This window comes from Pseudomonas sp. SDI (genome assembly GCF_003105155.1).
Taxonomy (GTDB): Bacteria; Pseudomonadota; Gammaproteobacteria; order Pseudomonadales; family Pseudomonadaceae; genus Aquipseudomonas.
Window position 1 is genome coordinate 39,553 of sequence record NZ_QETK01000015.1, and the last position, 26,651, is coordinate 66,203.

The window sequence follows — 26,651 nt, forward strand, 5'->3', positions numbered from 1 at the left end:
GGGCGCTGCGCATTCAGTCGCGCGGCAATTGCTTGAGCAGACGCTGGGCACGTTGATCGCCGGCGCGGGCGGCCTGGCGCAGCAGCTCATGGCCGATCCGCCGGTCGCGTGGGGTACCGCAGTCGTGGCAGAGCATCTGCCCGAGACGACTTTGCGCAGCCACCACACCTTCGCGCGCCGGCTGCTTGAGCAGGCGCCCGGCAAAGTGTTTGACGTTGGTGTTTTCGCTCAGGTGCGGGTTGTCGAGCAACCACAGTGCGACCCGCAGCGACAGGCGCTTGGGTTCGGCAAGAGCAGTGGGAGATGGCGACGAATCGGGAGTTTTGCTGCGAAACTTCATAAAAAACAGTGCGGGCAACTCGAGAGGCGCGCCACTCTACTCCTTTTTCCTGGCGATGGCCCGAGGCATTTCGGCAGTTTTTTCGATTCATTGCGATTTTTTTTCTTGACGCTCGCGACGGCGATTCGATAGCCATACAACCGTCCGTGAAGATTGTCGGACAGATCGCAAAGAGCTGGTACGCCCGTGCTAGAGCAAGCGCTCGGGACAATCCACAGAAGCTGTGGATAACTCGGTGGACAACCCCTTCGGACACCCCGCAAACCCCGGTAGAATGGGGGCTTCAGTCAAACTGACGATTTTTTCACCAGCTAAAAAAAGTGTTTTTTTTCATTGACTTGTAAATCCATACCGGGCAACGGCAGTGCTGCAAGACGATGTTGCAGTGCTGTTACAGGGTCTGCCTCAGGTGTGCACAGTTGCGCCATTGCAAGGCGAACCGGTGCACAAAATTGGCACATTGTCGGGCGTTGCCCGCCATTTGCCCTCTTCACAGAGTGGCTATAACGCGACATACTGGCCGGCTCCCCGAATGAAAAGTACACGAGCTTGCCTTTAAGCTCAGGCTGTTGTAGCATTACCGCCGTTAGTACCAAGCTGAACCTCATTCTGGCCAAAGCAGTCCTTACAGTCGCACTGTTCACCTACCCATGGAACAGGCCCTGTTGAAACAAAGGACCGGCCCACTTGATGACTCCCAGGCAACCATTACCGCCCTGCCGAGTCACCCTGCAGATTGAACAGGATCTTTCCCACGGCAGCGAACCTTTGCCCTGGACTATTGCCTGTCTTCCGAGTACCTACCAGTCAGCCCAAGCGCCACACTATTAATGCGCACACAACTGGCTGCCCTGTTCCAGTCAGGTTCTTCGCACATGGCCCTAAAGCCTGGCGCTACTGGAACGTTTTAAGCGTATGCGGATCCTATTCCGTATCTATTGCAGGAACTTCTAATAATGATGAATCAATCCACCCATACTCAGGCTGCCATTCGCACCCTAACCCAAGCCTTTGCTCCGCTGAACTGCCTGATCGTGGCGGCTTCGCGCAAAGGTAGCTTCAGTTTCACCCTGGTCGACGATAACGGTATCGCCCAGCACAGCGAGCGCCTGTACCCGGAGCAATACACCTCCGCCGCGCCGCTGCAAGCGGTAATCGACCGTACGCGCCAGTCGCTGATTGCGTGATACGCCAGCAGCAACCTCAGAAAGCCCCGCCGCCAGCGGGGCTTTTTTTGTAACCGAACCGCTCAAAATTGCGGCCGAGCGCTGTAGGAAGCTTCTGAGAACACCTCGACATTGCACGGGCTCATTCAGGGCTTTTAAGTCCCGATCTGCATATGCGCTATAGCTAGAAGCCGCAAATGTTTTAAAAACAGCTCTTTACAGCGCGTATGTGACACTACACTTCAACTCAAGCGGCCTGCACCGCTTCCGGCGGGCCTGACCGATCCACCTGCTGCCAAGCTCCAGCGCCCCGCCGGCCATTTTCCAGTTCGAGGGCATTATGGGTATCGCCGCAAGCGAGTTGAGCCAATACGTGATCCGCCCTACGCTGATCTACCTGGGTCGCCACTGCCCGAGCGCTGAGGCCCTGCTGCTGGGGATCGCCGCCAGCCAGTCGGCACTCGGCTCGGCACTGCACGACCGCCGCGGACACGGGCTCTACCGCATTGGCGAAGGCCGCCACCAGACGCTCTGGGACCAGTTCCTGGCCCGCGATCCGGAGCTGGCCAGCCTGGTCCGCGGCCTGGCCAGCCAGCACGCCTTCCTCAGTGGCCCGCACCTGGAACTGACGGTAAACCTGCGCTACGCCACAGCGATTGCCTGGATGCTCATCGAAGAACAAGCCCTTGTTCTGCCGGCAGCCGACGACCTGCTAGGCCTGGCGAGAATCTGGCGGCAAACCTTCCAACCGCAGGGCCGGCTCTGTGATTTCACCCGTGCCTGGCAAACCTGCGTCGCCCCGCTGACCGAACACGCCTGTTAAACGCCGCTTGAGATACCTCTCGCCAACTAACCCGATTATGGTCGGATTGTCCTACAAAACCGCTCTATCTCCTGCGATGTAGCCTATAGCGCCCTACGAAAAATGTTGGTACTTTGCGCCACGGTGATCCCAAGGAGTTCTAATAATGAAAAAAGTAATACTCAAAACCTCGCTCAGTGTCGCGGTAGCCCTGGCTTCGACTCAACTGTTTGCCAGTGGTTTTGCGCTCAACGAACAAAGCGTCAGCGGCATGGGCACAGGTTTCGCGGGTCGTTCCTCTTCTGCCGATGATGCCAGTACCGTATTCGGCAACCCTGCCGGTATGTCTCGCCTGAAACGTGAACAAGTGACGGTTGGTGGCGCCGCCATTATCGCCAAGACCAACATCAAGAACGGCCGCGGCACCTTCGGTGGCAGCAACGACGGCGACATGGTGCCGACCGTGGGTGTGCCGATGGGCTACTACGTCAAACCCATCGATGAGCACTGGGCTTTCGGTATCGGCATGTACGCGCCGTTCGGCCTGGTGACCGATTACGAAAAAGGCTTTGCCGGCCGCTACTTCGGCAGCAAGAGCCATGTCCAGGTGGTAACCCTGCAGCCCACCGTCAGCTACGCCTTTAACGACAAGGTGTCGATCGGCTTCGGTCCGACCATCAACCGCATCGAAGGGACCCTGGAATCGGCCGCGCTGAACCGCGCGAGCCTGGGCCGCGACGACGGTAAGGTGAAGATCTCCGGTGACGACACGGCCGTTGGCTACAACATCGGCGTGATGGTTCAGGCCACCGACAGCACCCGTCTGGGCCTGACCTACCACTCGATGGTCGACTACAAGCTGGAAGGCAAGACCCAGGTCCGCGGCTCCGGCTTCGGCCCGTTCGACGCGGCCAAGTTCGATGCCTCGCTGAAGATCAAGACCCCGGAATCGGTGGACTTCTCGGTCACCCACGAGCTGGATGAAAACTGGACCCTCTACGCCGGTTCCACCTGGACCCGCTGGAGCCGTCTGGAAGCCATCACCGTGAACAACGAAGGCGTTCCAGCGGCCCTGAGACCGACCCTGGGCCAGATCAGCGAAGAACAGAACTGGCATGACACCTGGGCCCACGCCATCGGCGCGGCCTACAAGGTCAACAAGGAATGGACCCTGCGCGCTGGCTTCAGCGTCGACCAGGCGCCAACCAACAACCAGAACCGTTCGCCGCGCATCCCGACTGGCGACCGCAAGGCCATCAGCCTGGGTGCTGGCTGGAGCCCGAACGACGACATGACCATCGACGTGGCCTACTCCTACCTGTGGGAAGAGGACGCCAAGATCAATCAGTCGACTTCGCCGACCGATCCTGCACACTTCAAAGGCTCGTACAGCGCCAAGTACCAAAACAGCGCGCATGGCCTGGGTGCATCCCTCACCTACCGCTTCTGATCGGTACCGCGTTACCTGAAAAAACCGCCTTCACGGCGGTTTTTTCATTGTGACGGCCAGACACCTTCCAACTGTTCCTGCACGTAATCCATGAACACCCGCACCTTGGGTGTCAGGGCAAAGCGGTCAGCCACGCACAGGTAAATATCCATTGGCTCGGTCTGGGCGTAGGCCTGACCCGATTGCAAACCTTCGAACAAGCGCACCAGCTCGCCACGTTGCAGAAACGGCCGCGCGACAAACTCGGCGAGCCGGGTAATGCCACCACCGTTGGCGGCCATTTGCGCCAGGGCATCGATGTCGTCGCTGATCAACAACGGGCCGAACTCGGCATCGAAGCGCAGGCCATCGCGAACAAAGCCCCAGCGTAGAAAACGCCCATCCACCGGATAGCGAAATACCAGGCAACGGTGCGCCTTGAGCGCCTCCGGCGTTTGCGGCCAACCGGCGCTGGCCAGATAGCCGGGCGAGGCACAACAGATGAACGGCACCCGCGCTACCCGCCGGGCCAGCAGGCCATCCTCCAGCTGCGGGGTGATGCGGATGCTGACGTCAACCCCCTCCTGGGCGTGATTCACTTTGCGGTCAGTCGTAATCAATTCAAGCGAAAGCTGCGGATAGCGCTCGGAGAAAGCTGGGATCAGCGGCGCCAGCACATGCCGGCCAAAGGCAGAACTGGAAGCGATGCACAGCCGCCCTTGCGGCGTGCTGTCGAGCGCGGTGATGGCCGCTTGTGCCAGTGCCAGATCGCGCTCGATGTGCCGCACCCGCTGGTAATACTCCGCACCACTGGGGGTCAAGGCCATGCTACGGGTGGTCCGTGCCAGCAAGCGCACCTGCAGATGTGCTTCCAGGCGGGCAATGTTCTGGCTCACCGCTGCCGCGCTGAGACCCAGGCTGCGCGCGCCGGCAGCGATGCTGCCGGCCTCGACGACCTTGACGAAGCTCTTGATCGAGCCGAGCAGGTTCACAGGCAATCTCCGGCATTCGTAAGATTTTCTTTATAAAGACCTAACGACGGCGAGTCTACTGAGCGGCCGTTCAACTTGCTAACCTTGCCGCTCCGTCAAACCTGAAGGAGCTCGCATGACCTCATCCACCACCACCCGCCGCCTGAAACTGGGCGTGCGCGCCACGCCCTACGTGTTCGCCTTCTACATGTCGGCAATCATGGCCATGCTGATGTGCTTCGTGATTACCGCCGCCAACGGCGGCATCGGCGAACACTACCTGACCAATGTGCTCAAGGCCTACCAGTTAGCCATGCCGGTAGCGTTCGTCTGCGTGCTAGTGGTGCGGCCGATCGTGCTCAAGCTGGTGGCCTGGACGGTGCACCCGCACAGCGACAACTGAGCCGATTCAGGGCTGCGAGGCAATCGCCTTTTCGATAGCGGCCTTGAATTCGGGATCGTCCGGTTTGGTCAGGCTGGAGAAGTTGGCGATCACATTGCCCTGGCGGTCGACCACATACTTGTAGAAATTCCACTTCGGCGCGCTGCTCTGTTTCGCCAGTTCCTTGAACAGGTGGGTAGCGTCGGCGCCACGCACCGGTTGCGGCTCGGTCATGGTGAAGGTCACGCCGTAGTTGGCGTAGCAGACCTTGGCGGTTTTCTCGCTGTCGGCGTCTTCCTGCTTGAAGTCGTTGGAGGGTACGCCGAGCATTTCCAGGCCCTGCCCCTGGTACTCCTTGTACAGCGCTTCAAGGCCTTCGAACTGCGGAGCGAAACCGCAGTAGCTGGCCGTATTGACCACCACCAGCGGCTTGCCGGCGAAGTGCTGGCACAGGTTGACTTGCTCTTTGGCACGCAGCTTGGGCAGATCGCCCTGCAGCAGTTCGGGACATGCCGCCGCCAGGGCGGAATTCGCCCCGGCCAGCAACAACAGTGGAACCAGTAACCGGTGTAGGCGCATCTTCCGTCTCCCTTGCATTGATGCAGAAGGATAGCTTACCCCTAGCAGGCGCCCATACCCAACTGCATCAGCGCCAGGCCGCCACGCTGCCAGCCCCACCAGACCAGCGCCAGCAGCACGCAGGCGCCAACCATCGCGATCAGCCGCAGCGCCGAGCGACTCATGCGGCCTGCGCCTGCAAGCGCGCCACCGGGCGCTCGCGCACCGGCCAGTTGAGGGCGGCCGCCAGCAGGCTGAGCAGGATCGAGATCTGCCAGACCAGGTCATAGTTGCCAGTGCTGTCGTACACCACCCCGCCAAGCCAGCCACCGAGGAACGCACCGAGCTGGTGGAACAGGAAGACGATACCGCCGAGCATCGACAGGTTACGTACGCCGAACAGGGTGGCCACGGTGCCATTGGTCAGCGGCACGGTGGACAGCCACAGCAGGCCCATGGCGATACCGAACAGGTAAGCACTGAGCTGCGTTACCGGCGCCCACAGGAACAGCACGATGACCACCGCGCGCAGCAGGTACAACGCGGTCAGCAGGCGCGGCTTGGACATCCGCCCGCCCAGCCAGCCGGCGGTGTAGGTGCCGACGATATTGAACAGCCCGACCAACGCCAGCACCGTAGTACCGATGGTTGCGGGCAGGTGCTGGTCGACCAGGTAGGCCGGCAGGTGCACGCCGATGAACACCACCTGGAAGCCGCAGACGAAGAAGCCCAGCGCCAGCAGCCAGAACCCGGAATGCGAACAGGCTTCACGCAGCGCCTGGCCAAGGGTCTGCTCCTCGCCCTTGACTGCCGGCAGCGGCTTGTCGCGCAGCAGGCCGACCAGCGGCACGATCAACGCCACCAGCAGGCCGAGCACCAGTAGCGCGGCCGACCAGCCCAGCCATTCAATCAAGCCGAGGGTACCGGGCAGCATGGCGAACTGGCCGAACGAGCCGGCGGCGCTGGCGATGCCCATGCCCATGCTGCGTTTTTCCGGCGGTACGGCGCGACCGACCACACCGAGAATCACCGAGAACGAGGTGCCCGACAGGCCGATTCCGATCAGCAGGCCGGCGCTCAACGACAGCGACAGCGGCGAGTCGGACATGCCCATCAGCACCAGGCCGACGGCGTAGAGAATGCCGCCGACGATCACCACCTTGGCCGCGCCGAGGCGGTCGGCCAGGGCGCCGGCGAATGGCTGGGCCAGGCCCCAGATCAGGTTCTGCAGGGCGATGGCCAGGGCAAATACACCACGGCCCCAGCCAAACTCGGCGCTCATCGGCGCCAGAAACAGGCCAAAGCCGTGCCGAACGCCCAGCGACAGCGCCAGAATCAGCGCTGCACCGAGAAGAATCCAACCACTGGTCCGCCATACCGACGTCATTGTTATTTGCTCCCATCTGCCGCAAGGTTTCGCGGGTATATACCCGCTTAAGGGCGTAAAAATCAGGCCAGTTGTTCCAGCAGGTGCACCAACTGATCGCGCTGGGCTTCGCCGAGGCTATCGACCAGTTTGCGTTGCGCGGCTTCCCAGGCCGGCTCGGCGGCCAGCAGGCGGGCCTGGCCTTGCTCGGTGAGTACCACCAGGCGGTTGCGCAGGTCGTGACCTTCGGCCAGGGCCAGCAGCCCCTCGGCTTCCAGCACCTTGACGTTACGCCCGAGGGTGCTGCGGTCCAGGCCCATGGCGTCGGCCAGGCTAGAGATACTCGGCTGGTCGAGCCGCCGCACATGACGCAACAGGGAAAACTGGGCGACATTGATGCCGAAGCCGGTGAGGGCCTCGTCGTAATGTCGGCTCACCCCACGGGCAGCTCGACGCAGGTGGGTGCAGATGCATTCGCTGGTCAACATGAGATGGGTGTATATACCCGGGCTTAGTGAAATACAAGGAAATACTTTTTGTCTGCCCAGGCCTCATCGCGGGACGAGCCAGCTCCCACCAGGGCATACGGGCACGTCTGGGCGGGCTAGGCCCGCGATAGTGCCAGCCCAATCACCACAGCAGCCTCCAGCAACTCCAGCATCGCCCCTGCCGTATCCCCGGTGGTCCCTCCCAGGCGCCGCATCATCATCTGGCGCAACCCGGCAAACACCGCCAGCGCCACCCCCAGCGAAAGCGCCCCGCCCGGCAGCAGCAAGCAGCCCAGTGCACACAGCGCCAACACCACCCACGCCGCCTGCCGCGGCAGGTGATCGGCCAGCGCCTGCCCCAGCCCACCGCTACGCACATACGGCGTACACAGGAACAGCCCGAGCAACGCCGCCCGCCCCAGCAGCGGCGCTAGCAGCAGCGCCAGGCCCTGGCCGGCCTCGACCAGTGCCAGCAGCGCAGAGAATTTCAGCAGCAACACCAGCACCAGCGTCACCACCGCAATCGGCCCGCTGCGCGGGTCCTTCATGATCGTCAGGGTGCGCTCACGGTCGCCGAAGCCGCCCAGCCAGGCATCGGCGCTGTCGGCCAGGCCATCCAGGTGCAGCGCCCCGCTCAGCCACACCCAGGCACTGAGCAGCAAGGCGGCCTGCAACAGCGGCGGGCTGCCCGCCAGCTGCAGGTTCAAGCCCCACAGCAGCGCGCCAAACAGCACGCCCACCAGTGGATAGAACAGCAACGAGCGGCCCATCTGCTGCGGCGCCGGCATCCCCGGCAAGCGCACCGGCAAGCTGCTGAGAAATTGCAGGGCAATCCAGAACGGCAGCATCAGCTCGGCTCCCGCCACTGGCCGTCGGCCTGCAACGCCAGGCGACACAACGCCCCATGCCGCACCTCAACCTGCAACAACTGCTCACGCGGCAAGCCACGCGCCCGCGCCAGCAACAGGCGCATCACCCCGCCGTGGGTCACCAGCAACAGTCGCTCACCGGCATGCGCCTGCTGCACTCGCGCCAGCGCCTCCAACACCCGCGCCGAGAACGCCGCCACCGGCTCGCCGCCGGGTGGCGTAAAGGCATACGGGTCGGCCCAGAACTGCCCCAGCCCGGCTTCGTCGGTGAGCATCAGCTCGGCCGCGCTACGGCCCTCCCAATCGCCGAAATGCAGCTCCTGAAAGCCCGGTTCCAGGCTCAGTGGCAGGTCCAACTGCACGGCCAGTTCCTCGGCAAATCGCGCACAGCGTTGCAACGGCGAACTCACCAGCCGATCCCACGGCCCGGCGGCCTGCACCGCCTCGCGCATCTGCGCCCAGCCTAACGCGGTCAAGGCATCGTCGAGGCTGCCACGCAGGCCGCCGCCCTGTTCGGTTTCACCGTGGCGCAGCAGATCGAGGATCATGCCGGGCGATCCGTCACTGCCGCTTCGGCGAAGGTCGCCATCTGCCCGTGGAGGTCGCAGGCCAGGCGCAACAGCGGCACCGCCAGCGCCGCACCGCTGCCCTCGCCCAGGCGCAGGCCCAGCGCCAGCAACGGCTCGGCCTGCAACTCGGCGAGAACCCGCCGATGCCCAGGCTCGGCCCCGCAGTGGCCGAAGAACAGCCATGCCCGGCACGCCGGGTTGATGCGCACTGCGGTCAACGCCGCGACCGTGCAGATAAAGCCGTCGACCAGCACCGCGACGCCTTCCTGGGCACAGGCCAGGTACGCCCCGACCAACGCGGCAATCTCGAAACCGCCGAAGCAGAACAACTGTTGCAGAGGGTCGTCGGCCAGCCCGGCGTGGGTCTGTCGTGCGCGCTCGATCACCGCCGCCTTGTGTTGTACGCCCTGGGCGTCGAGGCCGGTGCCCGGCCCGGTCAGCTCGCTGGCCGCGCAGTTGAGCAGCACGCTGGCCAGGGCACTGGCCGCCGTGGTGTTGCCAATGCCCATTTCGCCGCCGATAAACAGCTGGCTGCCCGCCTCGCACGCGCGCAGCACGCTGTCGCGACCGGCCTGCAAGGTGCGCAGCCCCTGCTCGGCAGTCATCGCCGGCTGCTCGGCAAAGTTCGCCGTACCGCGGCCAAGGTGTTCGTGGCGCACACCCGGCAGTTCTTGCTCAAGGGTCGCGGTGCCGAGGTCGATCACCTCCAGGCGCGCGTCCAACTGGCGCGCCAGCACGCTGATTGCCGCGCCGCCATTGACGAAATTCAACAGCATCTGCCCGGTCACCGCCTGTGGGTAGGCAGAAATGCCTTCGGCAACCACCCCGTGATCGCCGGCAAAAATCGCAATCCATACCTGGCTCAGGCGCGGCTTGAGCTGGCCCTGCAAGCCGGCCAGGTCCACCGCCACCTGCTCCAGCCGACCCAACGAACCGGCCGGCTTGGTCAGTTGCTGCTGATGGGCCAGGGCCCGTTCGCGCACAGCGCCATCCACCGGCCGACAGCCGTTCAGCCACCAGGTTTGACTCATGATTGCGATCCTTTAAGGGTAAGCGGGAGGCCCGCGACAGTCAGCACAACGCTGGCGCAGCGCTCGGCCACGGCTTGATGCAGCAGGCCGGCTTCATCGACGTAGCGCCGGGTCAGCTCGCCCAGCGGCACCACGCCAAGGCCGGTTTCGTTGCTGACCAGAATGATTTCACCGGGCAACTGCGGCAGGCAGTCGAGCAATGCATCGCGCTCGGCGGCCAGCCGCTCGGGGTTGTCGAGCATCAGCAGGTTGGTCAGCCACAAAGTCAGGCAGTCGACCAGCAGGCAGCGCTGCGGCGCGGCGTTTTCGCGCAGCACGCGGGCCAGCGCCAGCGGCTCTTCGATCAGCGCCCACTCGGTCGGGCGGCGCGCGCGGTGCAGTTGCACCCGGGCGTTCATTTCGCCGTCCAGCGGTTCGCTGGTGGCAATGTAGGTGACGGCCAGGCCACTGGCCTGGGCGCACTGTTCGGCGAGGCGGCTCTTGCCCGAACGGGCGCCGCCGAGGATCAGCTTGAGCATGTCAGTTCAGCCCACAGAGTTGACGCAGCCGGGCGGTATCCAGGTGGTTCTCCACCAGGTCTGCCAGGCGTTCGATGTCCAGTTCGCGCAGGGCGTGATAGTCGACCTGTTCCACCTCGCTCAAGCCCGCCCAGCGCAGCAGCGCGGCACAGGATGCCGGCGACTCGAACAGGCCGTGCAGGTAGGTCGCGAGGATCTGCCCGTCGGCACTCAGCGCACCATCGCAACGGCCATCGCGCAACTGCACCGCCGGCCGTTCCAGGGCCGGGCCACGGCTGACGCCGGCATGAATTTCATAGCCACTGATCGGCGCTTGCTCCAGGTGCAGGATACCGTCGACGTTACGCAGTTGCTTCTCGGCCTCCAGCTCGGTGACGTAGTCCAGCCAGCCCAGCCCTGGGCTGCTGCCAGCCGGGCCTTCGAGGCCGAGCGGGTCGTCGACGCGCTGGCCGAGCATCTGCAGACCGCCGCAGATCCCCAGCAGCTTGCCGCCATAGCGCAGGTGCCGGGCAATCGCCTCTGCCCACCCCCGCTCGCGCAGTTGCGCCAGGTCGCCGCGTACGCTCTTGGAGCCCGGCAGGATGATCAGGTCGGCCGGCGGAATCGCCTGCCCCGGCCCGATGAATTGCAGGTCGACCTGCGGGTGCAGGCGCAACGGGTCGAAATCGGTGTGGTTGCTGATGCGCGGCAGCACTGGGACGATCACCTTGAGCACCCGAGCCTGCTTTTCGCCCTGGCGCTGGTCGAGACCGTCTTCAGCCTCCAGGTGCAGGTCCATCACATAGGGCAGCACACCGAGCACCGGTTTGCCGGTGCGTGCTTCCAGCCAGTCGAGGCCGGGCTGGAGCAAGGCAATGTCACCGCGGAAGCGGTTGATGACGAAGCCCTGAACCCGCGCCTGCTCGCTCGGTGAGAGCAATTCGAGGGTACCGACCAGGTGCGCGAACACGCCCCCCCGGTTGATGTCGGCAATCAGGATCACCGGGCAGTCCACCGCCTCGGCGAAGCCCATGTTGGCGATATCGCCAGCGCGCAGGTTGATCTCGGCCGGCGAGCCGGCACCTTCGACCATCACCACCGGGTAGGCAGCGCTCAGGCGTTGATGCGAAGCGAGCACCGCCTGCATGGCGATGGCCTTGTAGTCGTGGTAGGCGACCGCATTCATGCTGGTGACCGCGCGACCATGCACGATGACCTGAGCGCCGGTATCGCTGTTGGGCTTGAGCAGCACCGGGTTCATATCGGTGTGCGGCGCCAGGTGGGCGGCCTGGGCCTGCACCGCCTGGGCGCGGCCGATCTCGCCGCCGTCGGCGGTGACGGCGCTGTTCAGCGCCATGTTCTGCGGTTTGAACGGCACCACGCCGATGCCCTGGCGCGCCAGCCAGCGGCACAGCGCCGTCACCAGGGTGCTTTTGCCGGCGTCGGAAGTGGTGCCTTGCACCATCAGGGTGGTCATGGGTGGTCCTTGCGGTAATCGGCCAGGGCCTGGCGCAGGCGCTGCCAGTCGGATTCGTGCGCCGGCAGGCCGAAGCGCAGGCTGGACGTGACGCTGAACAGGCGCACCAGAATGCCACGGCGGGCCAGGTAGTCGTAAAGGTGCGCAGCCTGCTCGAACAGCAGGTACTGGAACAGGTCGCAGCCGCCGTCGGGCTTGAACCCGGCGTCTTCGAGGGTGTTCGCCAGGCGCGCGCTGGCTTCGGCGCAGCGCGCGATCTGCGCCTGCTGGGCGGCACGGTCGAGCAGGCAGGCCTGGCCGAGGACCCGCGTCGGCCCGCTGATGCTCCACGGCCCCAGCTGTTCGGCCAGCAGTTGCAGCAGTTGCCGCTCGGCCAGCACGAAGCCCAGGCGCACCCCGGCCAGACCGAAGAACTTGCCGAACGAACGCAGCACAATCAGGCCGCTGCGCCAGGTTTGCGCGGCGATGCTCTGCCCCGGCGTGTTGTCCATGAACGCTTCGTCGACCAGCAGCCAGCCGCCACGCTGGGCGAGCTTGGCGTGCCATTCGAGCAGGCGCTCGGGCGGCAACTTGCGCCCGGTCGGGTTGTTCGGGTTGACCACCACCAGCACGTCGAGGCTGTCGAGGTAGAACTCGACCTGGTCCTCGCTCAGCTCGCGCACACGGTGGCCGGCGCGACGCCAGCCCTCGGCGTGCTCGGCGTAACACGGCGACAGTACGCCGACCTTGCCGCTACGACGCAGGCGCGGCAGGGCCTGGATCGCCGCCTGCGAGCCGGCCACCGGCAGCAGTTGCGACACCCCGTAAAACTCGGCGGCGGCCTGCTCCAGGCCGTCGTCGGTCTCCGGTAGGCGTGCCCAGGCGCGGCTGGGGATGTCGGGAATGGCAAACGGCCAAGGGGCGATACCGCTGGAAAGATCGACCCAGTCGTCCTGGGCAATCCCGTATTCGCGAATCGCCCGCTGCAAGCGGCCACCGTGTTCAAGCATAGAATTCTGCCCCCAGGCACAAGAGCAACAACCACAACCAGACACCCTGGCTCACCAGCCGCCAGCCGCGTTCGATGGCATCGGCATCGGCGGCCGGGCCTTCACCCAGCTGCGGACGCTCATGCAACTCACCCTGATAGACCGCCGCCCCGCCCAGCTCGACGCCGAGCGCACCGGCACCGGCGGCCATGACCGGGCCAGCGTTCGGGCTGTCCCAGGTCGGGCCCTGGGTGCGCCAGCATTTTAGCGCCAGGCGGGTCTTGCCGAGCAGCGCGTAGGTCAGCGCCACCAGCCGCGCTGGAATGTAGTTGAGCACGTCGTCGATCCGCGCGGCGGCCCAGCCGAAGCGCTCGAAGCGCTCGTTGCGGTAACCCCACATCGCATCCAGCGTATTGCTCAGGCGGTACAGCACCACGCCCGGCGCGCCGGCGACGACAAACCAGAACAGCGCGGCAAACACCGCGTCGCTGCCGTTCTCCAGCACCGATTCGGTAGCAGCGCGGGCCACTGCGGTTTCATCGAGTTCGGCGGTTTCGCGGCTGACCAGGTAGCCCACCCGCCGCCGCGCCTCGCTCAGGTCACCGCCGCGCAAGGCTTCCGCGACCGGGCGAATGTGCTCGCCGAGGCTGCGCAGGCCAAGCGCGCAGTACAGCGCCAGAATCTCCACCAGCCAGCCGACATAGGGCAGCCAGGACAGCAGCGTCGCTAGTAAGGTCAGCGGGATCACCGCGAGGAACCAGGCGGTTACGCCATGGCTACGCCAGCCGCGCCCACCGGCATTGAAGCGCTGCTCCAGACGCCCGGCATAACGCCCGAACGCCACCAGCGGATGCCGCCGTTGCGGCTCCCCCAGCAACGCATCCAGCGCCACACCGGCAACGGTCAGCAACGCCACACTCATTCCTGCTCTCCCCAATGGTTGTCGTACAGCATTTCGTTCAGTGGTCGCGGCGTGGCCCAGCCTTCCAGCACCAGCATCGGCGCCGGGTAAAACGCCTTGACCGGGCCCAGGCAAAGGATCGCCAGCGGCTTGGCCCCGGCCGGCATGCCCAGCAGGGCCGCCAGTGCCTGCGGGTCGAACAGCGATACCCAGCCCATCCCCAGGCCTTCGGCGCGGGCCGCCAGCCAGAGATTCTGGATCGCGCAGGACAGCGAGGCCAGGTCCATCTCCGGCAGCGTGCGGCGGCCGAAGATGTGTTTTTCGCGCTCGTCCATCAACGCGGCCACCAGCACTTCGGCGCAGTCGTTGATGCCCTCGACCTTGAGCTTCATGAATTCGTCCGAGCGCTGCCCGAGCGCTTCGGCGGTGCGCACCCGCTCGTCTTCCACCAACCGCTGGATCTGCGTGCGCAGTTCGCGGCGGCTGATGCGGATAAACCGCCACGGCTGCATCAGGCCGACACTGGGGGCCTGATGCGCGGCTTCGAGCAGACGCGCGAGCAACTCGGGGGCCACTTCGCCGCCGGCAAAGTGGCGCATGTCGCGGCGCTCGCCAATGGCACGGTATAGCGCCGCGCGTTCGGCATCGCTATAGGCGTGCTCGCTCATGGTGCCAGCAGCGCCGCCAGCGCCGACGGGTTGGACGGAAAGTAGAAGTGCACGTAGGACGCCGTCAACCGACCGATGCGGTACACCGCCTCGGCGCCACGCCCGCCGTTCGGGCTCTGGCCACGGGCAATCGGGGTTAGCTCGGTGCTGGTCAGCGAGTGATGATAGGTGTGCCCGCGCAGGGTGCCTTCGGGCAGCTCCACCGCTTGCAAGGCCAACGCGGCGAGACGCTTCTGCATCACCGCTTCGCCCGGCAGCAGAGCGACCAGCGCGGCGCGCTCGCCCGCCACGTCGGTCAGCCCCTGAAGCAGGTAGAGCATGCCGCCGCATTCGGCCAGTAGCGGCTTGTCGGCGCCATGGTGGGCGCGGATCGCTGCCAGCATCGGGGCGTTCGCAGCCAGGGTCTGGTGGTGCAGTTCAGGATAGCCGCCGGGCAGGTAGAGGCTGTCGGCAGGCGGCAGTTCGCGGTCATGGATCGGTGAGAAGAAACGCAGTTCGGCGCCCATCTCGCGCAGCAGGTCAAGGCTGGCGCCATAGGTGAAGGCAAAGGCTTCGTCGCGGGCCACGGCAATCCGCACACCCGCCAGCAACGGTGCAATTTCTCGCGCGCCCGGCGCCTCGAAGGTGACCGCTGGCGGCAAGGCCGATTCGCAGCTGTCGCCCAGCGCCTTGGCCGCTGCATCCAACCGCAGGTCGAGGTCGGTCAACTCGCTGGCCTGGACCAGCCCGAGGTGCCGGCTCGGCAGCTCGATGCCGGTTTCCCGCGACAGACCGCCGTACCAGCGCAGGCCTTCGGTGAGGCTGCCTTCGAGCAATTGTGCGTGGCGCAGGGTGCCGACACGGTTGGCCAATACGCCGGCAAACGGCAGGTCCGGCTGATAGCGAGCCAGGCCCAGGGCCAATGCGCCGAAGGTCTGCGCCATGGCCGTGCCGTCGATCACCGCCAGCACCGGCACGCCGAAGTGTCGGGCCAGATCGGCACTGGACGGGGTACCGTCGAACAGGCCCATCACCCCTTCGATGAGGATCAGGTCGGCATCCGCCGCGGCCTCCCAGAGCAGGCGCCGACTTTCCTCGGCGCCGACCATCCACAGGTCGAGCTGGTACACCGGGTTGCCGCTGGCACGTTCGAGGATCATCGGGTCGAGGAAATCCGGCCCGCATTTGAACACCCGCACCTTACGCCCCAGGTTACGGTGCAGCCGCGCGAGGGCGGCGGTCACGGTGGTCTTGCCCTGACCGGAAGCCGGCGCGGCGATCAGTACCGCCGGGCAATGCCGCACATTACTCATAGTTCGACGCCCTTCTGCGCACGAATGCCGGCCTGGAAGGCGTGCTTGAGCATACCCATCTCGGTGACGGTGTCGGCCAGTTCGATCAACTCGGGCTTGGCGCCACGGCCAGTAACGATCACATGCTGCATCGGCGGGCGGGCCTGCAAGTCGCTGAGCACCTGATCGAGGTCGAGGTAGCCGTGCTTGAGAGCGATGTTCAGCTCGTCGAGCACAACAAAACCGATGCTCGGGTCTTGCAGCAGTTCGCGGCTCACCGCCCAGGCCGCTTCGGCAGCGGCGATATCGCGCTGACGGTCCTGGGTTTCCCAGGTGAAGCCCTCGCCCATCACGTGGTAGCGCACTTCATTCGGGAAGCGGCGGAAGAACAGCTCTTCGCCAGTGCTGTTGCGGCCCTTGATGAACTGCACCACACCACACTGCATGCCATGGCCCAAGGCGCGGGCGAGCATGCCGAAGGCCGAGCTGCTCTTGCCTTTGCCATTGCCGCTGAGCACCAGCAGCAGGCCGCATTCGTTGGGCGAGTTGGCGATACGCTCGTCGATGATCGCTTTCTTGCGCTGCATGCGCGCCAGGTGGCGTTCGTCACGGTCGGTGGATTCGGTCATCGGGGTTCTCCGCTGGCAACCGTCGGCGGCAGGCACGCGCCGGGAACGCCAGCAATGGCGAGGGGCACATGGGGGGACGGCGCGACAGATGAGTGTATGGCACACGGAAAACGCGCAGGGCTCGGCCGACTTGGCCGCAGAGGTCCGCGCATCACCCTCCGTGATGCCGTTGGCTGAATCAGGCCGGTCTCCGGGCTCATGAGCGGGGCCTGGCGGCCGCCCGAGCGTGCGCCTTCCCGGAATTCACCAGTGGCCATGCACGATCCTTGACTCATTTACCGTTGCGGGGGCAGCGCCGGGTTCGCGCTTGGTTAGCGCCCACCGGCTTCCCTGTTTCACCCTGCCGACCCACGGGCCACAGAGCACCTGAAACAAGACGCGAAGGTTAGAGGGTTGGGCCCGGAGCGTCAATGAAAGGCACGCCCACTGGCCTGGATCAATGGCGCAATCGGCACCTTGTGTAACACTGGCATCAGTGATATCACTGAGCCATCAATGATGGCGGATCTCGATTACAACGATAAGGGAGCGCGCAGCATGCAAGGCTTGATCATCAACAACCCGCGCCTGGAGTTCCTGCGTCCGGCCCTGGAGCGCTGGAGCGAGTGCATCGAGCGCTTCAACCAGACCCTGGGCGACAACGAGGCACCCTACTGGCAGGGCGTGCAGGCCAACCTGGGGCTGCTCTCGGCAGCCGCCTGGCAGGCCGAGCTGGTCACCTTGCATGCCGCGCCGAGCAAGAAGCAACGCGACGAAGGCGAGCGCGAAGGACGCTGCGACCTGGTGATTGCCAGCCACGACGAGTCGGCCTACGTGCATGCCGAACAGCGCTGGCCGAAAGTCGCCAAGCTCGACCTGAACGCCGCCCTGGGCGAGGTCACCACCCTTGCCCGCCAAGGTGCCTACCCCAGCCAGCTGAAACTGGCCGCACTGTTCGCCAGCCCGTGGAAAGCAGGCCAGCACGCCAGCCCGGAAGAACTGCAGGATCTGGTCGATGACCTGCAACATCACAATGCCTGTGCCCTGGCCTGGTTCTTCCCTTACGGCTACCGCAAGCTGCACAACGAGCTGGGCCAGTATCACCCCGGGATCATCCTGCTGCTCAAGCAGGCCTGAGCGACAATGGAACCTTGCGCGATAGGCGTGTCTCTACTGCTCACTACCGCCGTCATCGCGAGGGATTTCGATCAGGCGCCTTCCCCCCATTGCACTGCTGTTGCTGCTCGGCGGCGGATTGGCCGCCTGTGGTGAGACCGCCCGCCTGGCGGTGAGCGACGGCAGCGGCCCGTCGCCGCAGTTGCCCGAACCGAACAAGACCCTGATCCCCACCGCCAACGTCGCCAAGGCCGTCGGCTGGGCGCAATCATTGGTCAGCATGGTTCGTGGAACCGCAAGCCGCACAGTGGCTATAAGGTGCTGTTTGTACCGTTCAGTACGGCGGGTAAGCCGGCGGGCAAACCTCTGGACCTGTTGACCGGGTTCCTCGATGGCGATGGCAAGGCCATGGGCCGGCCGGTGGGGGGTAGCGAGCGACAAGCGGTGGGGTGCTGGTAGCGGATGATGTCGGGAATGTGATCTGGCAAGTGAGCAAGGCGCAGTAGCGCGGCGCTCCCACAAGAGCGCAATACAACCTGTGGGAGCGGGCTCGTCCCGCGAGAGGCCTGAAGCCTTAGCGCTTACGGCACAGCGTCATTCCATCGCCCAGCGGCACCAGCGACAGATCCACCCGCGCATCGCCCTGCAAGGCCAGGTTGAGCGCCTGAATCCCCCGCGTGTCTTCACTGTCCGGCTGCGCCTGTAACACTCGCCCGCTCCACAGGGTGTTGTCGAACACCAGCACCCCGCCCCGACGCAACAACACCAGCGCGTGCTCCAGGTACTGCGGATAATTGGCCTTGTCGGCATCGACAAAGATCAGATCGAACGCCCCCGCCTCCAGCCCGGCGAGGGTCTGCACTGCCGGGCCAAGGCGCATTTCGATGCGCCCGCTCACCCCGGCTTCGTCCCAGTAACGCTGGGCAATCGCCTGATAGTCCCCCGCCAGGTCACAGCAGATCAGTTGCCCCTCAGGCATCGCCTGGGCCATGCACAGCGCGCTGTAGCCGGTAAATGTGCCCACTTCGATCACCCGCCGCGCGCCGATCACACTCACCAGCCAGGCCAGCAATTGCCCTTGCTCGGGCGCCACCTGCCAGCGCGCCTCGGGCAAGGCCTGGGTTTCCACGCGCAAACGCGCCAGCAGCGGCGTCTCACGCAAAGAGACCCGCTGCAGGTAGGCATAGAGGCTATCGTCGAGGTAGAGCGTTTGACCGGTCATCGCTCACCTCGCGGCGATCAGGGGTTGTGCGCCAGGTGCTCCGGCTGGGCCGGGTTCAGCACGCGCTTGGCGTTGAGGTAGGCCTTCTGCCAATAGCTGTTGGACAGGTAGTCCAGGCGCACCGTTCCGCCGCTGGACGGTGCATGGACGAAACGCCCCTCGCCGACATAGATGCCAGCATGGCTGACCTGCCCGCCGCCATTGGTGGCGAAGAACACCAGGTCGCCCGATTGCAAGGCTTCGCGACCGATATCCGGGGCGCGCATCACGATCATTTCGCGGGTGGAACGCGGCAAGGCGATACCCGCCGCGTCACGGTACACGTAGCCGATCAAGCCGCTGCAATCGAAACCGGAATCCGGGGTGTTGCCGCCCCAGCGATACGGCGTGCCGACCAGGCCAATGGCACGGAACAGCACGTCTTCGGCAACCGGCGAGAAGAAGGTTTGCGGGGCCATGACACGAGGCTCGAGCACCTGAGGTGGGGCCGGGGCATGGCTGGAACAGGCACCGAGCAGTGCCAGCAGGGAAAGAACAGCAAAGCGCGCCGTCATCGACATGTCAGAACATCCTGTCTGAAGCCGCCCGGCGCGGTGGCCGGAAATAGTTGAGAAGTTAGATTAGACGCTTTCTGTAAACACGTACGGCGGCAAGCTTTTCAGCTCTGCCGCCGTACGTCGGAAAGACCGGAAGGCTCAGTTGCGCGAGAGGGTGGTCGGGGCCATTGCCAGCGCGCGCTTGGCTTCGATAAAGGTCTTGCTCCAGTAGCGATCGCCCAGGCTGTCGATCCGCACCCCGCCGCTGCGGCGGCTGCTGGAGTGAATGAACTGGTCGTCGCCCAGGTAGATACCGGCGTGGCTGACACGGCCACGGCCATTGGTGCTGAAGAACAGCAGATCGCCTGGCTTGAGGTTGTTACGGGCTACCAGCGGGGCTTTTACGTTGATCATTTCGCGGGTGGAACGCGGCAGGGTCATGCCGGCTTCTTCGCGGAACAGATAACCGATGAAGCCGCTGCAATCGAAGCCGGATGCCTCGGAGGTGCCACCGAAGCGGTAACGGGTGCCGATCAGCGCCATGCCGCGTTCGAGGATGTTGTCCGCCAGTGCTGGCAGTTGGTAAGGCTTGGAGCCACTGGAGAAGGCTTCCAGTTCCTGCTCGGTGGCCAGCTCTTCTTCGAACACCGATGACTTGGCGTTGGATTGGGCAGCGGCGGCAGCCTGGGCAGTGATGGCGTGTGGCGCCTGCTGCTGCGAAGAAGGGCTATGAGCCGCGCAGCCAAAAAGCAGGGTCACGAGTGCGAGGGGCACGAGGGGTGCGAAGCGATTTAGCATGGGCACGACCGTGTCTGGAATTTAAAGAAGTCGAGACTATGCCTTCTATCGCATCGATTTGCAAATTCAATCGAAAAAAATGTGACTTTTATGTGCCGAGGCTCTAGACCGCCATTACCAGCCCAGCGTCTCCTTTAAAAACGGAATCGTCAGCTTGCGCTGCGCCTGCAAGGAGGCCTGGTCGAGCCGTTCGAGCAGGTCGAACAGCGCACTCATGCTGCGGGTGCCACGGGTGAGAATGAAGTGCCCGACTTCGTCGGTGAGGTGCAAACCGCGGCGCGACGCGCGCAGTTGCAAGGCGCGCAGCTTGTCTTCATCGGACAGCGCGCGCATCTGGAAAATCAGCGCCAGGGTCAGCCGTGACTTGAGGTCGGCCAGCTTGATCGGCAGTTCCCGCGGCGAACTGGAGGCCGCCAGCAGCAGGCGCCGGCCGCTGTCACGCAAGCGATTGAACAGGTGGAACATTGCCTCTTCCCACTCTGGTTTGCCGGCGATCACGTGCAGATCGTCGAGGCAGACCAGTTCGTACTGTTCAAGGTTGTCCAGCAGTTCAACGCCGCGGTCGAGCAGTTGCGCCAGCGGCAGGTACACGGCCGGTTCGCCGAGTTGTTCGAAACGCAGGCAGGCGGCTTGCAGCAGGTGGGTTCGACCGACCCCCTGCTTGCCCCACAGGTAGATCAGGCTTTCGGTCCAGCCGGCGTCGGCTTCGCAGAGACGCTCGACGTAGCCCAATGCGGCGGCGTTGGCACCCGGATAGTAGTTGATGAAGGTGGCGTCATCACGCAGACGCACACCCAGGGGCAACTGGATCGGTTTCATGCTGGCTGGGCAGTCCCGAGGGACCGCAAGGGGCCTTTTGTGAAAAGTCTGCAAAGTCTATACCCGTGACGTCGGTCGCACAATGCGTTAAGAAAATCAAAGGCTTGCGCCAGAGCCAAGGCAAGCCCACAGGTCAAAGGTCCGGATCAATGTCACCCGCATAGATATCCGACTCTTTATACAGGTCATGCACATGCCGCAGCAGCACCATGATCACCGCCGCCACCGGCAGCGCCAACAGCACCCCGGTAAAACCGAACAGCTCGCCGCCAGCGAGGATCGCGAAGATCACTGCCACCGGATGCAGGCCGATCCGGTCGCCGACCAGCAACGGCGTCAGCAGCATGCCCTCCAGCGCTTGACCGACCATGAACACCGCCACGATACCGAGCATCGGGTACAGCTCGCCGCCAAATTGGAACAGCCCCGCCACCAGCGCCGCGCCGAGGCCAATAATGAAGCCCATGTACGGCACGATGGCCGCCAGCCCCGCCAGCAGGCCGATCAACAGGCCCAGCTCCAGCCCCACCAGCATCAGGCCACTGGCATAGATCAGCCCCAGCGCCAGCATCACCAGCAACTGCCCGCGGACGAACGCCCCGAGCACCTCATGACACTCGCCGGCCAGCACCACCACCTGTTCCTCGCGCTGGCGTGGCAGCAGGCTGCGCAACTTGGCCATCATCAAGTCCCAGTCACGCAGCAGGTAGAAACCCACCACCGGAATCAGCACCAGGTTGGCCAGCCAGCCGATCAGCGCCAGGCCCGACGCGGTTGCCTGCGACAACACGACCCCGACGATGTCGGTGGTCTGGCCCATGTGCTCGCCAATCGCCGCCTTGATCTTGTCGAACTTCCAGAAGCCGTCGGCCAGCCCCAACCGCGCCTGCACCCAGGGCAGCGCCACATGCTGCAGCCAGTCGAGCATCTGCGGCGCCAGTTCATAGAGGCGGATCAACTGCTTGGCCAGCATCGGGATCAGCACCAGCAGCATGGCAATCAGAATCAGCGTAAACAGGGCGAACACCAGCACCACGCCCCAGGTACGCGACAGCCCCATGCGTTCCAGCCGATCGACCAGCGGGTCGCCCAGGTAGGCGAGCAGAATGCCGATCAGAAACGGCGAGAGAATCCCGTGCAGCACATACAGCAGCGCACCTACCAGCAACGCCACGCCCAGCCACATCCAGCGGCGCATGTCAGTCATCGTTCAGCTCCCTTACCAGCGAAAACGCAGGCCGCTGAACGGCGCCGCCACAGACACCGGCGCTGCACCCGGCGCGGCCGCTGCGGTGGGAGCCGGGGCAGTTTGTAGCGCTTCGGCCGGCAGCTCCTGCAGCTTCGACAGCGACAGTTGCGCGCGCAATTGCTCGGCACTGCCACTGACCTTGTATTCCAGGGTGTCGCCATCGACTGCCTGCAAACGCGCCCCGAACGGTTCCAGCACCCGGCAGAGCTCGGCGTAACGCTCCAGGGTCATGCCCTGTACCTGCAACAGCTGGTCGCCACTGGCGCCCGGCTTGGTCGCAAAGCGTGGTGCCAGGCGCGTGCTGAGCGCCAGCATCAGCGCATCGGCCAGGGCCGCCTGATCGGCGCCCTCGACCTTGCCCTGCTCGTGCTGGTCGCCCAGCCACAGCCGCCAGTTGCCCTGCCATTTACCCTCGGCCTCGGTCGCATGGACGGTCAGCAAGGCGTTGGCCGCATAACGCTCGGCGGCCTCGCGCAGCGGCGCCGGGTCGCTGCCTTCGAGGTTCTTCGCGGTGGCCACCAGCTGTTCCTGCAAGTCGCCCAGAGGCAAGCGCAGCGGCAAGCCGCGGTGCTGGGCCGCACGTCGCAGCGGCTCGGCGCTGCTCTGGCCATCGCCGACCAGGCTCGCGCCTTCCGGGCTGTCGTTCAGCCACCAGACGAGGATCGATGGCCGGTTGCTGCCCCACAGGGCCAGGCCGGCCTGGCGCAAGGCGCGCTCGGTGCTGCCCGGATCGAACTCGACCAGCAGGGTTTCCGGCGGGCCGGCTTCGAAGCCGAACTGGCTGATGATCTGTTGCGGGTCTTTGCGCAGCGCGGCCAGGCCTGGGTTTTGCAGCGCCTTGGGGTCGCCGGTGAGGCGCAGCACCAGGGTGTCGAGGGCCTTGTTCAGCGCTTCGCTGCGTACTTCGGCGCTCTGGCCGTTGGCCGGCTCGCGCACCTGGTACAGGCCGGTGAGGGTTTCTGCCTGGACACTGAAGCCAAACAGGGCAAGACAGCCGACGGCCAGGTAAGAACGCAAACGCATGGAGGATTCCTGTCCAGATATAAAGAAGAGGCGTGGCCCGGGAAAAGTGATGCTCAGACCACCACTGCTGGCAAAACATTCAGCCACACAGGTGAAATTCATTCCCTATACCTTATACAGGCCTTGGCGCGGCAACCAGCCGCAGGCCAAGAATCGCAGTTTTTCCATCGAATCAGGCCCTGCCCGTCGGCCTGAGGATGGCCGCTCAAGGGTAACCCTGATAAAATCGCGCGCCTTCGCAGACCGCCGACGGTCGGCCAGCCGGTTTTCCCCCGCTGTGCCGGGCCAGTCACGGTCGATTCCCCTGAATCCCTCCCCCCTAAAGGCCTGGATCATGAGCAAGCAACCCTCCCTGAGCTACAAGGACGCCGGTGTAGACATCGACGCCGGTGAAGCATTGGTCGAACGCATCAAAGGCGTCGCCAAGCGTACGGCGCGCCCGGAAGTCATGGGCGGCCTGGGCGGTTTTGGCGCCCTCTGCGAAATCCCGGCTGGCTACAAGCAGCCAGTGCTGGTCTCCGGTACCGACGGCGTCGGCACCAAGCTGCGCCTGGCGCTGAACCTGAACAAACATGACAGCATCGGCCAGGACCTGGTCGCCATGTGCGTCAACGACCTGGTGGTGTGCGGTGCCGAGCCGCTGTTCTTCCTCGACTACTACGCCACCGGCAAGCTCAACGTCGATGTCGCCGCTACCGTGGTAACCGGCATTGGCGCTGGCTGCGAACTGGCTGGCTGCTCGCTGGTTGGCGGTGAAACCGCCGAAATGCCAGGCATGTACGAAGGCGAAGACTACGACCTGGCCGGCTTCTGCGTCGGCGTCGTGGAAAAGGCCGAAATCATCGACGGCTCCAAGGTTGCCACGGGTGACGCGCTGATCGCCCTGCCGTCTTCCGGCCCGCACTCCAACGGCTACTCGCTGATCCGCAAGATCATCGAAGTGTCCGGTGCCGACATCGAGACCGTACAGCTGGACGGCACCCCGCTGACCGAACTGCTGATGGCGCCGACCCGTATCTACGTCAAGCCGCTGCTCAAGCTGATCAAGGACACCGGCGCGGTCAAGGCCATGGCCCACATCACCGGTGGCGGCCTGCTCGACAACATCCCGCGGGTGCTGCCAAAAGGCGCCCAGGCCGTGGTTGACGTCGCCAGCTGGGAACGCCCTGCGGTGTTCAACTGGCTGCAAGAGCAAGGCAACGTCGACGAGCACGAAATGCACCGCGTGCTGAACTGCGGCGTCGGCATGGTCATCTGCGTAGCGCAGGATCAGGTCGACAACGCCCTGAACGTGCTGCGTGCCGCTGGCGAACAGCCATGGGTGATCGGCCAGATCGGCGTTGCTGCCGAAGGCGCCGCCCAGGTCGAGCTGAAGAACGTCAAGGCGCACTGATGCCGAGCAAGACCTGTGATGTCGTGGTGCTGCTGTCGGGCACCGGCAGTAACCTGCAAGCCTTGATCGACAACGTCCGTGCCGGGGATTCCCCGGTACGGATCCGCGCCGTGATTTCCAACCGCGCCGACGCCTACGGCCTGCAGCGCGCCAGCGCTGCCGGCATCGACACCGCCGTACTCGACCACAAGGCCTTCGACGGCCGCGAGGCATTCGATGCGGCACTGGTCGAGCTGATCGACGGCTTCCAGCCGCAGCTGGTGGTGCTGGCCGGTTTCATGCGCATCCTCAGTGCCGGCTTCGTCCGCCACTATCAAGGCCGCCTGCTCAACATCCATCCTTCCCTGCTGCCCAAATACAAGGGCCTGCACACCCATCAACGGGCGTTGGAAGCGGGCGATGCCGAGCATGGCTGCAGCGTGCATTTCGTCACCGAGGAACTCGATGGCGGCCCGCTGGTCGTACAGGCAGTCATCCCGGTCGAGGCCGATGACACGCCAGAGCGCCTGGCACAAAGGGTTCACCAACAGGAACATCAGATTTATCCGCTGGCGGTGCGCTGGTTTGCCGAAGGCCGTTTGCGCCTTGGCGAGTACGGTGCTCTACTGGATGGCCAGCCCCTGGCGGCCAGCGGCCACTTGATACGACCCTAGGAGATTTTATGCGTCGCGCCCTGCTCTTCGCTCTTGCCGTGCTTGCGCTGCCCCTGCAGGCAGCCGATCTGAAGCCGTTCTCGGCCAGCTACACCGCCGACTGGAAGCAGCTGCCCATGAGCGGCACTGCCGAGCGCAGCCTGGAAAAGAACGCCAACGGTACCTGGAACCTCAATTTCAAGGCGTCGATGATGATCGCCAGCCTGACTGAGCAAAGTACCCTGCGCCTGGACAAGGACACCCTGCTGCCGCAAACCTACCACTTCGAACGCGGTGGCCTGGGTAAAGCGAAAAAAGTCGACCTGGACTTCGACTGGAGCAGCAAGATGGTCACCGGCACCGACCGTGGCGACGCGATCAAGCTGCCGCTGAACCGTGGCGTGCTGGACAAGTCGTCTTATCAGCTGGCCCTGCAGCATGACGTGGCCGCTGGCAAGAAGAGCATGACCTACCAAGTGGTCGACGGTGACGAGATCGACACCTACGACTTCCGCGTGTTGGGCACCGAAGCGGTGAGCACCAAGAACGGCAAGGTCTCTGCAATCAAGGTCGAGCGCGTGCGCGACCCAAGCCAGAGCAAGCGCATCACCGAGCTGTGGTTTGCCAAGGACTGGGACTACCTGCTGGTGCAACTGCGCCAGGTCGAGACCGATGGCAAGGAATACGTCATCGTGCTGCAGGACGGTACTGTGGATGGCAAGGCTGTCAAAGGCCAGTAAGCGTTTCGCGCTGTAAGCAAACCCCGCGCTGTGCGGGGTTTTGTTTTTTGGGGCGCCAGCCTTCTGTGCACCAGCAGGGCCAACGGGTCGGGATGTTCCACCAGGAACACGAAGCCCACCGATATCGCCTGGAGCTGGAGCGCCTCGAAGCCGAGCAAGGCCAGCCCTGAAGCCCTGCCCCTGAATACGACAAACCCCGCCTGGGCGGGGTTTGTCGGGTTTACCACATGAGATCGTCGGGGATCACATAAGCGGCGTACGGATCGTCGGCATCCGGCGCTTCCACCTGGGTGTTGAGCAGGATGATACGCTGCGGATCGCGTTCCTGGATCTTCACCGCCGCTTCCCGTGGGATCACTTCATAACCACCGCCATGCGCGACGATCGCCAACGAACCACTGCTCAGCTTGCTGCGCATCAGGGCGTTGACCGAAAGGCGCTTGACCTTCTTATCGTCGACGAAATTGTAATAGTCCTCAGTGGTCAGCTTGGGCAGGCGCGACACCTCGATCAATTGCTTGACCTGGGCGGCACGGGCCTTCTGCTCGGCCTTTTCCTGCTGTTGACGGTTCAGCTCCTGGTCGCGCCTGGCCTTCTCGGCCATGGCTTCCTTGGCCACGCGCTGCTGGCTGTCGTCGACGTCGACCTGGCCTTTATGCTCCAGGCGCTTTTGTTTCTTCTGCTCTTTGGTGACCTGCTTGACCTGCTTCTGGTTGACCAGACCGGCCTTGAGCAACTGGTCGCGAAGGGAAAGGCTCATTG

At 64.4% G+C, this 26,651-nt stretch carries 31 protein-coding genes, 1 pseudogene and 1 riboswitch; of the genes and pseudogenes, 9 read left to right on the forward strand and 23 right to left on the reverse strand.

Annotation, left to right across the window (positions count from 1 at the left end):
- Positions 1-13 precede the first annotated feature (13 nt).
- Positions 14-340: a sel1 repeat family protein gene (locus DCO48_RS11945; protein WP_116550814.1), complete on the reverse strand. Its 327-nt coding sequence runs from the start codon at positions 338-340 to the stop codon at positions 14-16.
- Positions 341-1,299: 959 nt separating this feature from the next.
- On the opposite strand from DCO48_RS11945, the gene DCO48_RS11950 reads away from it, so the two are divergent.
- From DCO48_RS11950 to DCO48_RS11960, 3 genes are all read left to right on the forward strand, one after another.
- Positions 1,300-1,527: a hypothetical protein gene (locus DCO48_RS11950; protein WP_116550889.1), complete on the forward strand. Its 228-nt coding sequence runs from the start codon at positions 1,300-1,302 to the stop codon at positions 1,525-1,527.
- 319 nt (positions 1,528-1,846) lie between these two features.
- Positions 1,847-2,329 (forward strand): hypothetical protein, encoded by a 483-nt coding sequence (locus DCO48_RS11955; protein WP_177410610.1) that lies wholly within the window; start codon positions 1,847-1,849, stop codon positions 2,327-2,329.
- Between the two features lie 145 nt (positions 2,330-2,474).
- Positions 2,475-3,758 carry an OmpP1/FadL family transporter gene (locus tag DCO48_RS11960; RefSeq protein WP_116550816.1) on the forward strand — a complete coding sequence of 428 codons (1,284 nt, stop codon included), beginning with the start codon at positions 2,475-2,477 and terminating at the stop codon, positions 3,756-3,758.
- A gap of 44 nt (positions 3,759-3,802) precedes the next feature.
- Here DCO48_RS11960 and DCO48_RS11965 read toward each other — a convergent pair whose 3' ends face one another.
- Positions 3,803-4,729 carry a LysR family transcriptional regulator gene (locus tag DCO48_RS11965; RefSeq protein WP_116550817.1) on the reverse strand — a complete coding sequence of 309 codons (927 nt, stop codon included), beginning with the start codon at positions 4,727-4,729 and terminating at the stop codon, positions 3,803-3,805.
- 115 nt (positions 4,730-4,844) lie between these two features.
- Between DCO48_RS11965 and DCO48_RS11970 the strand changes: the two genes are divergently transcribed.
- A complete protein-coding gene (locus tag DCO48_RS11970; protein ID WP_116550818.1) occupies positions 4,845-5,111 on the forward strand; it encodes a DUF2798 domain-containing protein in 267 nt (88 codons plus the stop codon).
- 6 nt (positions 5,112-5,117) lie between these two features.
- Here the strand turns inward: DCO48_RS11970 and DCO48_RS11975 are convergent, their stop codons facing one another.
- The 14 genes from DCO48_RS11975 to cobO all read right to left on the reverse strand — a co-directional run bounded on the left by DCO48_RS11975 (position 5,118) and on the right by cobO (position 16,382).
- Positions 5,118-5,669, reverse strand: a complete 552-nt coding sequence (locus DCO48_RS11975; protein ID WP_116550819.1) for a glutathione peroxidase — start codon at positions 5,667-5,669, stop codon at positions 5,118-5,120.
- A 41-nt stretch (positions 5,670-5,710) separates the two neighbouring features.
- Positions 5,711-5,833, reverse strand: a complete 123-nt coding sequence (locus DCO48_RS22960) for a hypothetical protein (RefSeq protein ID WP_256584060.1) — start codon at positions 5,831-5,833, stop codon at positions 5,711-5,713.
- Positions 5,830-7,035, reverse strand: coding sequence for an MFS transporter (locus DCO48_RS11980; protein WP_116550820.1), 1,206 nt, complete (start codon positions 7,033-7,035; stop codon positions 5,830-5,832). The genes DCO48_RS22960 and DCO48_RS11980 overlap by 4 nt, the downstream gene beginning before the upstream one ends.
- A 62-nt stretch (positions 7,036-7,097) precedes the next feature.
- Complete coding sequence (locus DCO48_RS11985; RefSeq protein WP_116550821.1) at positions 7,098-7,502, reverse strand: MarR family winged helix-turn-helix transcriptional regulator; 405 nt, start codon at positions 7,500-7,502, stop codon at positions 7,098-7,100.
- 116 nt (positions 7,503-7,618) lie between these two features.
- Positions 7,619-8,350, reverse strand: a complete 732-nt coding sequence (locus DCO48_RS11990) for an adenosylcobinamide-GDP ribazoletransferase (RefSeq protein WP_116550822.1) — start codon at positions 8,348-8,350, stop codon at positions 7,619-7,621.
- Positions 8,350-8,919: an alpha-ribazole phosphatase family protein gene (gene cobC / locus DCO48_RS11995; protein WP_116550823.1), complete on the reverse strand. Its 570-nt coding sequence runs from the start codon at positions 8,917-8,919 to the stop codon at positions 8,350-8,352. Before cobC ends, DCO48_RS11990 begins: the two co-directional genes overlap by 1 nt.
- A complete protein-coding gene (cobT, locus tag DCO48_RS12000; protein WP_116550824.1) occupies positions 8,916-9,971 on the reverse strand; it encodes a nicotinate-nucleotide--dimethylbenzimidazole phosphoribosyltransferase in 1,056 nt (351 codons plus the stop codon). Before cobT ends, cobC begins: the two co-directional genes overlap by 4 nt.
- Positions 9,968-10,489 (reverse strand): bifunctional adenosylcobinamide kinase/adenosylcobinamide-phosphate guanylyltransferase, encoded by a 522-nt coding sequence (cobU, locus tag DCO48_RS12005; RefSeq protein WP_116550825.1) that lies wholly within the window; start codon positions 10,487-10,489, stop codon positions 9,968-9,970. Before cobU ends, cobT begins: the two co-directional genes overlap by 4 nt.
- 1 nt (position 10,490) lies before the next feature.
- Positions 10,491-11,945 carry a cobyric acid synthase gene (locus DCO48_RS12010; RefSeq protein ID WP_116550826.1) on the reverse strand — a complete coding sequence of 485 codons (1,455 nt, stop codon included), beginning with the start codon at positions 11,943-11,945 and terminating at the stop codon, positions 10,491-10,493.
- A complete protein-coding gene (gene cobD / locus DCO48_RS12015) occupies positions 11,942-12,934 on the reverse strand; it encodes a threonine-phosphate decarboxylase CobD (protein ID WP_116550827.1) in 993 nt (330 codons plus the stop codon). The genes DCO48_RS12010 and cobD overlap by 4 nt, the downstream gene beginning before the upstream one ends.
- Entirely contained in the window at positions 12,927-13,835 is a 909-nt protein-coding gene (cbiB, locus tag DCO48_RS12020; protein WP_116550828.1) for an adenosylcobinamide-phosphate synthase CbiB, read from the reverse strand. Before cbiB ends, cobD begins: the two co-directional genes overlap by 8 nt.
- Entirely contained in the window at positions 13,832-14,482 is a 651-nt protein-coding gene (gene bluB, locus DCO48_RS12025) for a 5,6-dimethylbenzimidazole synthase (RefSeq protein WP_116550829.1), read from the reverse strand. Before bluB ends, cbiB begins: the two co-directional genes overlap by 4 nt.
- Entirely contained in the window at positions 14,479-15,774 is a 1,296-nt protein-coding gene (locus DCO48_RS12030) for a cobyrinate a,c-diamide synthase (protein ID WP_116550830.1), read from the reverse strand. The genes bluB and DCO48_RS12030 overlap by 4 nt, the downstream gene beginning before the upstream one ends.
- Positions 15,771-16,382 (reverse strand): cob(I)yrinic acid a,c-diamide adenosyltransferase, encoded by a 612-nt coding sequence (gene cobO, locus DCO48_RS12035; protein ID WP_116550831.1) that lies wholly within the window; start codon positions 16,380-16,382, stop codon positions 15,771-15,773. The genes DCO48_RS12030 and cobO overlap by 4 nt, the downstream gene beginning before the upstream one ends.
- A 163-nt stretch (positions 16,383-16,545) precedes the next feature.
- Positions 16,546-16,767: riboswitch (cobalamin riboswitch) on the reverse strand.
- A gap of 152 nt (positions 16,768-16,919) precedes the next feature.
- Here cobO and DCO48_RS12040 point away from each other — a divergent pair.
- Complete coding sequence (locus DCO48_RS12040; RefSeq protein ID WP_116550890.1) at positions 16,920-17,498, forward strand: hypothetical protein; 579 nt, start codon at positions 16,920-16,922, stop codon at positions 17,496-17,498.
- A gap of 240 nt (positions 17,499-17,738) precedes the next feature.
- Positions 17,739-17,983 (forward strand): annotated as a pseudogene (locus DCO48_RS12050) (sorbosone dehydrogenase family protein); the annotation flags it as partial.
- A gap of 68 nt (positions 17,984-18,051) precedes the next feature.
- Here the strand turns inward: DCO48_RS12050 and DCO48_RS12055 are convergent.
- The 6 genes from DCO48_RS12055 to DCO48_RS12080 all read right to left on the reverse strand — a co-directional run bounded on the left by DCO48_RS12055 (position 18,052) and on the right by DCO48_RS12080 (position 23,124).
- Positions 18,052-18,699 (reverse strand): O-methyltransferase, encoded by a 648-nt coding sequence (locus tag DCO48_RS12055; protein ID WP_116550833.1) that lies wholly within the window; start codon positions 18,697-18,699, stop codon positions 18,052-18,054.
- Between the two features lie 17 nt (positions 18,700-18,716).
- Positions 18,717-19,259, reverse strand: a complete 543-nt coding sequence (locus DCO48_RS12060) for a C40 family peptidase (protein WP_116550834.1) — start codon at positions 19,257-19,259, stop codon at positions 18,717-18,719.
- A 135-nt stretch (positions 19,260-19,394) separates the two neighbouring features.
- Positions 19,395-20,033, reverse strand: coding sequence for a C40 family peptidase (locus DCO48_RS12065; protein WP_116550835.1), 639 nt, complete (start codon positions 20,031-20,033; stop codon positions 19,395-19,397).
- Positions 20,034-20,147: 114 nt separating this feature from the next.
- Entirely contained in the window at positions 20,148-20,852 is a 705-nt protein-coding gene (gene hda, locus DCO48_RS12070; protein WP_010220358.1) for a DnaA regulatory inactivator Hda, read from the reverse strand.
- Between the two features lie 133 nt (positions 20,853-20,985).
- Positions 20,986-22,059 (reverse strand): AI-2E family transporter, encoded by a 1,074-nt coding sequence (locus DCO48_RS12075; RefSeq protein WP_116550836.1) that lies wholly within the window; start codon positions 22,057-22,059, stop codon positions 20,986-20,988.
- 12 nt (positions 22,060-22,071) lie between these two features.
- Positions 22,072-23,124 (reverse strand): DUF2066 domain-containing protein, encoded by a 1,053-nt coding sequence (locus DCO48_RS12080; protein WP_116550837.1) that lies wholly within the window; start codon positions 23,122-23,124, stop codon positions 22,072-22,074.
- A 334-nt stretch (positions 23,125-23,458) separates the two neighbouring features.
- Here DCO48_RS12080 and purM point away from each other — a divergent pair, with 334 nt between their 5' ends.
- The 3 genes from purM to DCO48_RS12095 are packed head-to-tail and all read left to right on the forward strand — an operon-like array spanning position 23,459 to position 25,889.
- On the forward strand, positions 23,459-24,517 hold the full coding sequence (gene purM, locus DCO48_RS12085) for a phosphoribosylformylglycinamidine cyclo-ligase (protein ID WP_116550838.1): 1,059 nt from the start codon (positions 23,459-23,461) through the stop codon (positions 24,515-24,517).
- Entirely contained in the window at positions 24,517-25,170 is a 654-nt protein-coding gene (gene purN, locus DCO48_RS12090; protein WP_116550839.1) for a phosphoribosylglycinamide formyltransferase, read from the forward strand. Before purM ends, purN begins: the two co-directional genes overlap by 1 nt.
- Positions 25,171-25,178: 8 nt before the next feature.
- Positions 25,179-25,889: a DUF3108 domain-containing protein gene (locus DCO48_RS12095; protein ID WP_116550840.1), complete on the forward strand. Its 711-nt coding sequence runs from the start codon at positions 25,179-25,181 to the stop codon at positions 25,887-25,889.
- Positions 25,890-26,109: 220 nt separating this feature from the next.
- On the opposite strand, the gene DCO48_RS12100 is transcribed toward DCO48_RS12095, so the two are convergent.
- Positions 26,110-26,649 carry a DUF2058 domain-containing protein gene (locus tag DCO48_RS12100; RefSeq protein WP_116550841.1) on the reverse strand — a complete coding sequence of 180 codons (540 nt, stop codon included), beginning with the start codon at positions 26,647-26,649 and terminating at the stop codon, positions 26,110-26,112.
- Positions 26,650-26,651 lie beyond the last annotated feature (2 nt).

Bases quoted from the DNA above. Each gene is read 5' to 3' on its own strand.
- DCO48_RS11945 (WP_116550814.1), bottom strand. From the start codon at position 340: ATGAAGTTTCGCAGCAAAACTCCCGATTCGTCGCCATCTCCCACTGCT.
- DCO48_RS11950 (WP_116550889.1), top strand. From the start codon at position 1,300: ATGAATCAATCCACCCATACTCAGGCTGCCATTCGCACCCTAACCCAA.
- DCO48_RS11955 (WP_177410610.1), top strand. From the start codon at position 1,847: ATGGGTATCGCCGCAAGCGAGTTGAGCCAATACGTGATCCGCCCTACG.
- DCO48_RS11960 (WP_116550816.1), top strand. From the start codon at position 2,475: ATGAAAAAAGTAATACTCAAAACCTCGCTCAGTGTCGCGGTAGCCCTG.
- DCO48_RS11970 (WP_116550818.1), top strand. From the start codon at position 4,845: ATGACCTCATCCACCACCACCCGCCGCCTGAAACTGGGCGTGCGCGCC.
- DCO48_RS11975 (WP_116550819.1), bottom strand. From the start codon at position 5,669: ATGCGCCTACACCGGTTACTGGTTCCACTGTTGTTGCTGGCCGGGGCG.
- DCO48_RS22960 (WP_256584060.1), bottom strand. From the start codon at position 5,833: ATGAGTCGCTCGGCGCTGCGGCTGATCGCGATGGTTGGCGCCTGCGTG.
- DCO48_RS11980 (WP_116550820.1), bottom strand. From the start codon at position 7,035: ATGACGTCGGTATGGCGGACCAGTGGTTGGATTCTTCTCGGTGCAGCG.
- DCO48_RS11985 (WP_116550821.1), bottom strand. From the start codon at position 7,502: ATGTTGACCAGCGAATGCATCTGCACCCACCTGCGTCGAGCTGCCCGT.
- DCO48_RS11990 (WP_116550822.1), bottom strand. From the start codon at position 8,350: ATGCTGCCGTTCTGGATTGCCCTGCAATTTCTCAGCAGCTTGCCGGTG.
- cobC (WP_116550823.1), bottom strand. From the start codon at position 8,919: ATGATCCTCGATCTGCTGCGCCACGGTGAAACCGAACAGGGCGGCGGC.
- cobT (WP_116550824.1), bottom strand. From the start codon at position 9,971: ATGAGTCAAACCTGGTGGCTGAACGGCTGTCGGCCGGTGGATGGCGCT.
- cobU (WP_116550825.1), bottom strand. From the start codon at position 10,489: ATGCTCAAGCTGATCCTCGGCGGCGCCCGTTCGGGCAAGAGCCGCCTC.
- DCO48_RS12010 (WP_116550826.1), bottom strand. From the start codon at position 11,945: ATGACCACCCTGATGGTGCAAGGCACCACTTCCGACGCCGGCAAAAGC.
- cobD (WP_116550827.1), bottom strand. From the start codon at position 12,934: ATGCTTGAACACGGTGGCCGCTTGCAGCGGGCGATTCGCGAATACGGG.
- cbiB (WP_116550828.1), bottom strand. From the start codon at position 13,835: ATGAGTGTGGCGTTGCTGACCGTTGCCGGTGTGGCGCTGGATGCGTTG.
- bluB (WP_116550829.1), bottom strand. From the start codon at position 14,482: ATGAGCGAGCACGCCTATAGCGATGCCGAACGCGCGGCGCTATACCGT.
- DCO48_RS12030 (WP_116550830.1), bottom strand. From the start codon at position 15,774: ATGAGTAATGTGCGGCATTGCCCGGCGGTACTGATCGCCGCGCCGGCT.
- cobO (WP_116550831.1), bottom strand. From the start codon at position 16,382: ATGACCGAATCCACCGACCGTGACGAACGCCACCTGGCGCGCATGCAG.
- DCO48_RS12040 (WP_116550890.1), top strand. From the start codon at position 16,920: ATGCAAGGCTTGATCATCAACAACCCGCGCCTGGAGTTCCTGCGTCCG.
- DCO48_RS12055 (WP_116550833.1), bottom strand. From the start codon at position 18,699: ATGACCGGTCAAACGCTCTACCTCGACGATAGCCTCTATGCCTACCTG.
- DCO48_RS12060 (WP_116550834.1), bottom strand. From the start codon at position 19,259: ATGTCGATGACGGCGCGCTTTGCTGTTCTTTCCCTGCTGGCACTGCTC.
- DCO48_RS12065 (WP_116550835.1), bottom strand. From the start codon at position 20,033: ATGCTAAATCGCTTCGCACCCCTCGTGCCCCTCGCACTCGTGACCCTG.
- hda (WP_010220358.1), bottom strand. From the start codon at position 20,852: ATGAAACCGATCCAGTTGCCCCTGGGTGTGCGTCTGCGTGATGACGCC.
- DCO48_RS12075 (WP_116550836.1), bottom strand. From the start codon at position 22,059: ATGACTGACATGCGCCGCTGGATGTGGCTGGGCGTGGCGTTGCTGGTA.
- DCO48_RS12080 (WP_116550837.1), bottom strand. From the start codon at position 23,124: ATGCGTTTGCGTTCTTACCTGGCCGTCGGCTGTCTTGCCCTGTTTGGC.
- purM (WP_116550838.1), top strand. From the start codon at position 23,459: ATGAGCAAGCAACCCTCCCTGAGCTACAAGGACGCCGGTGTAGACATC.
- purN (WP_116550839.1), top strand. From the start codon at position 24,517: ATGCCGAGCAAGACCTGTGATGTCGTGGTGCTGCTGTCGGGCACCGGC.
- DCO48_RS12095 (WP_116550840.1), top strand. From the start codon at position 25,179: ATGCGTCGCGCCCTGCTCTTCGCTCTTGCCGTGCTTGCGCTGCCCCTG.
- DCO48_RS12100 (WP_116550841.1), bottom strand. From the start codon at position 26,649: ATGAGCCTTTCCCTTCGCGACCAGTTGCTCAAGGCCGGTCTGGTCAAC.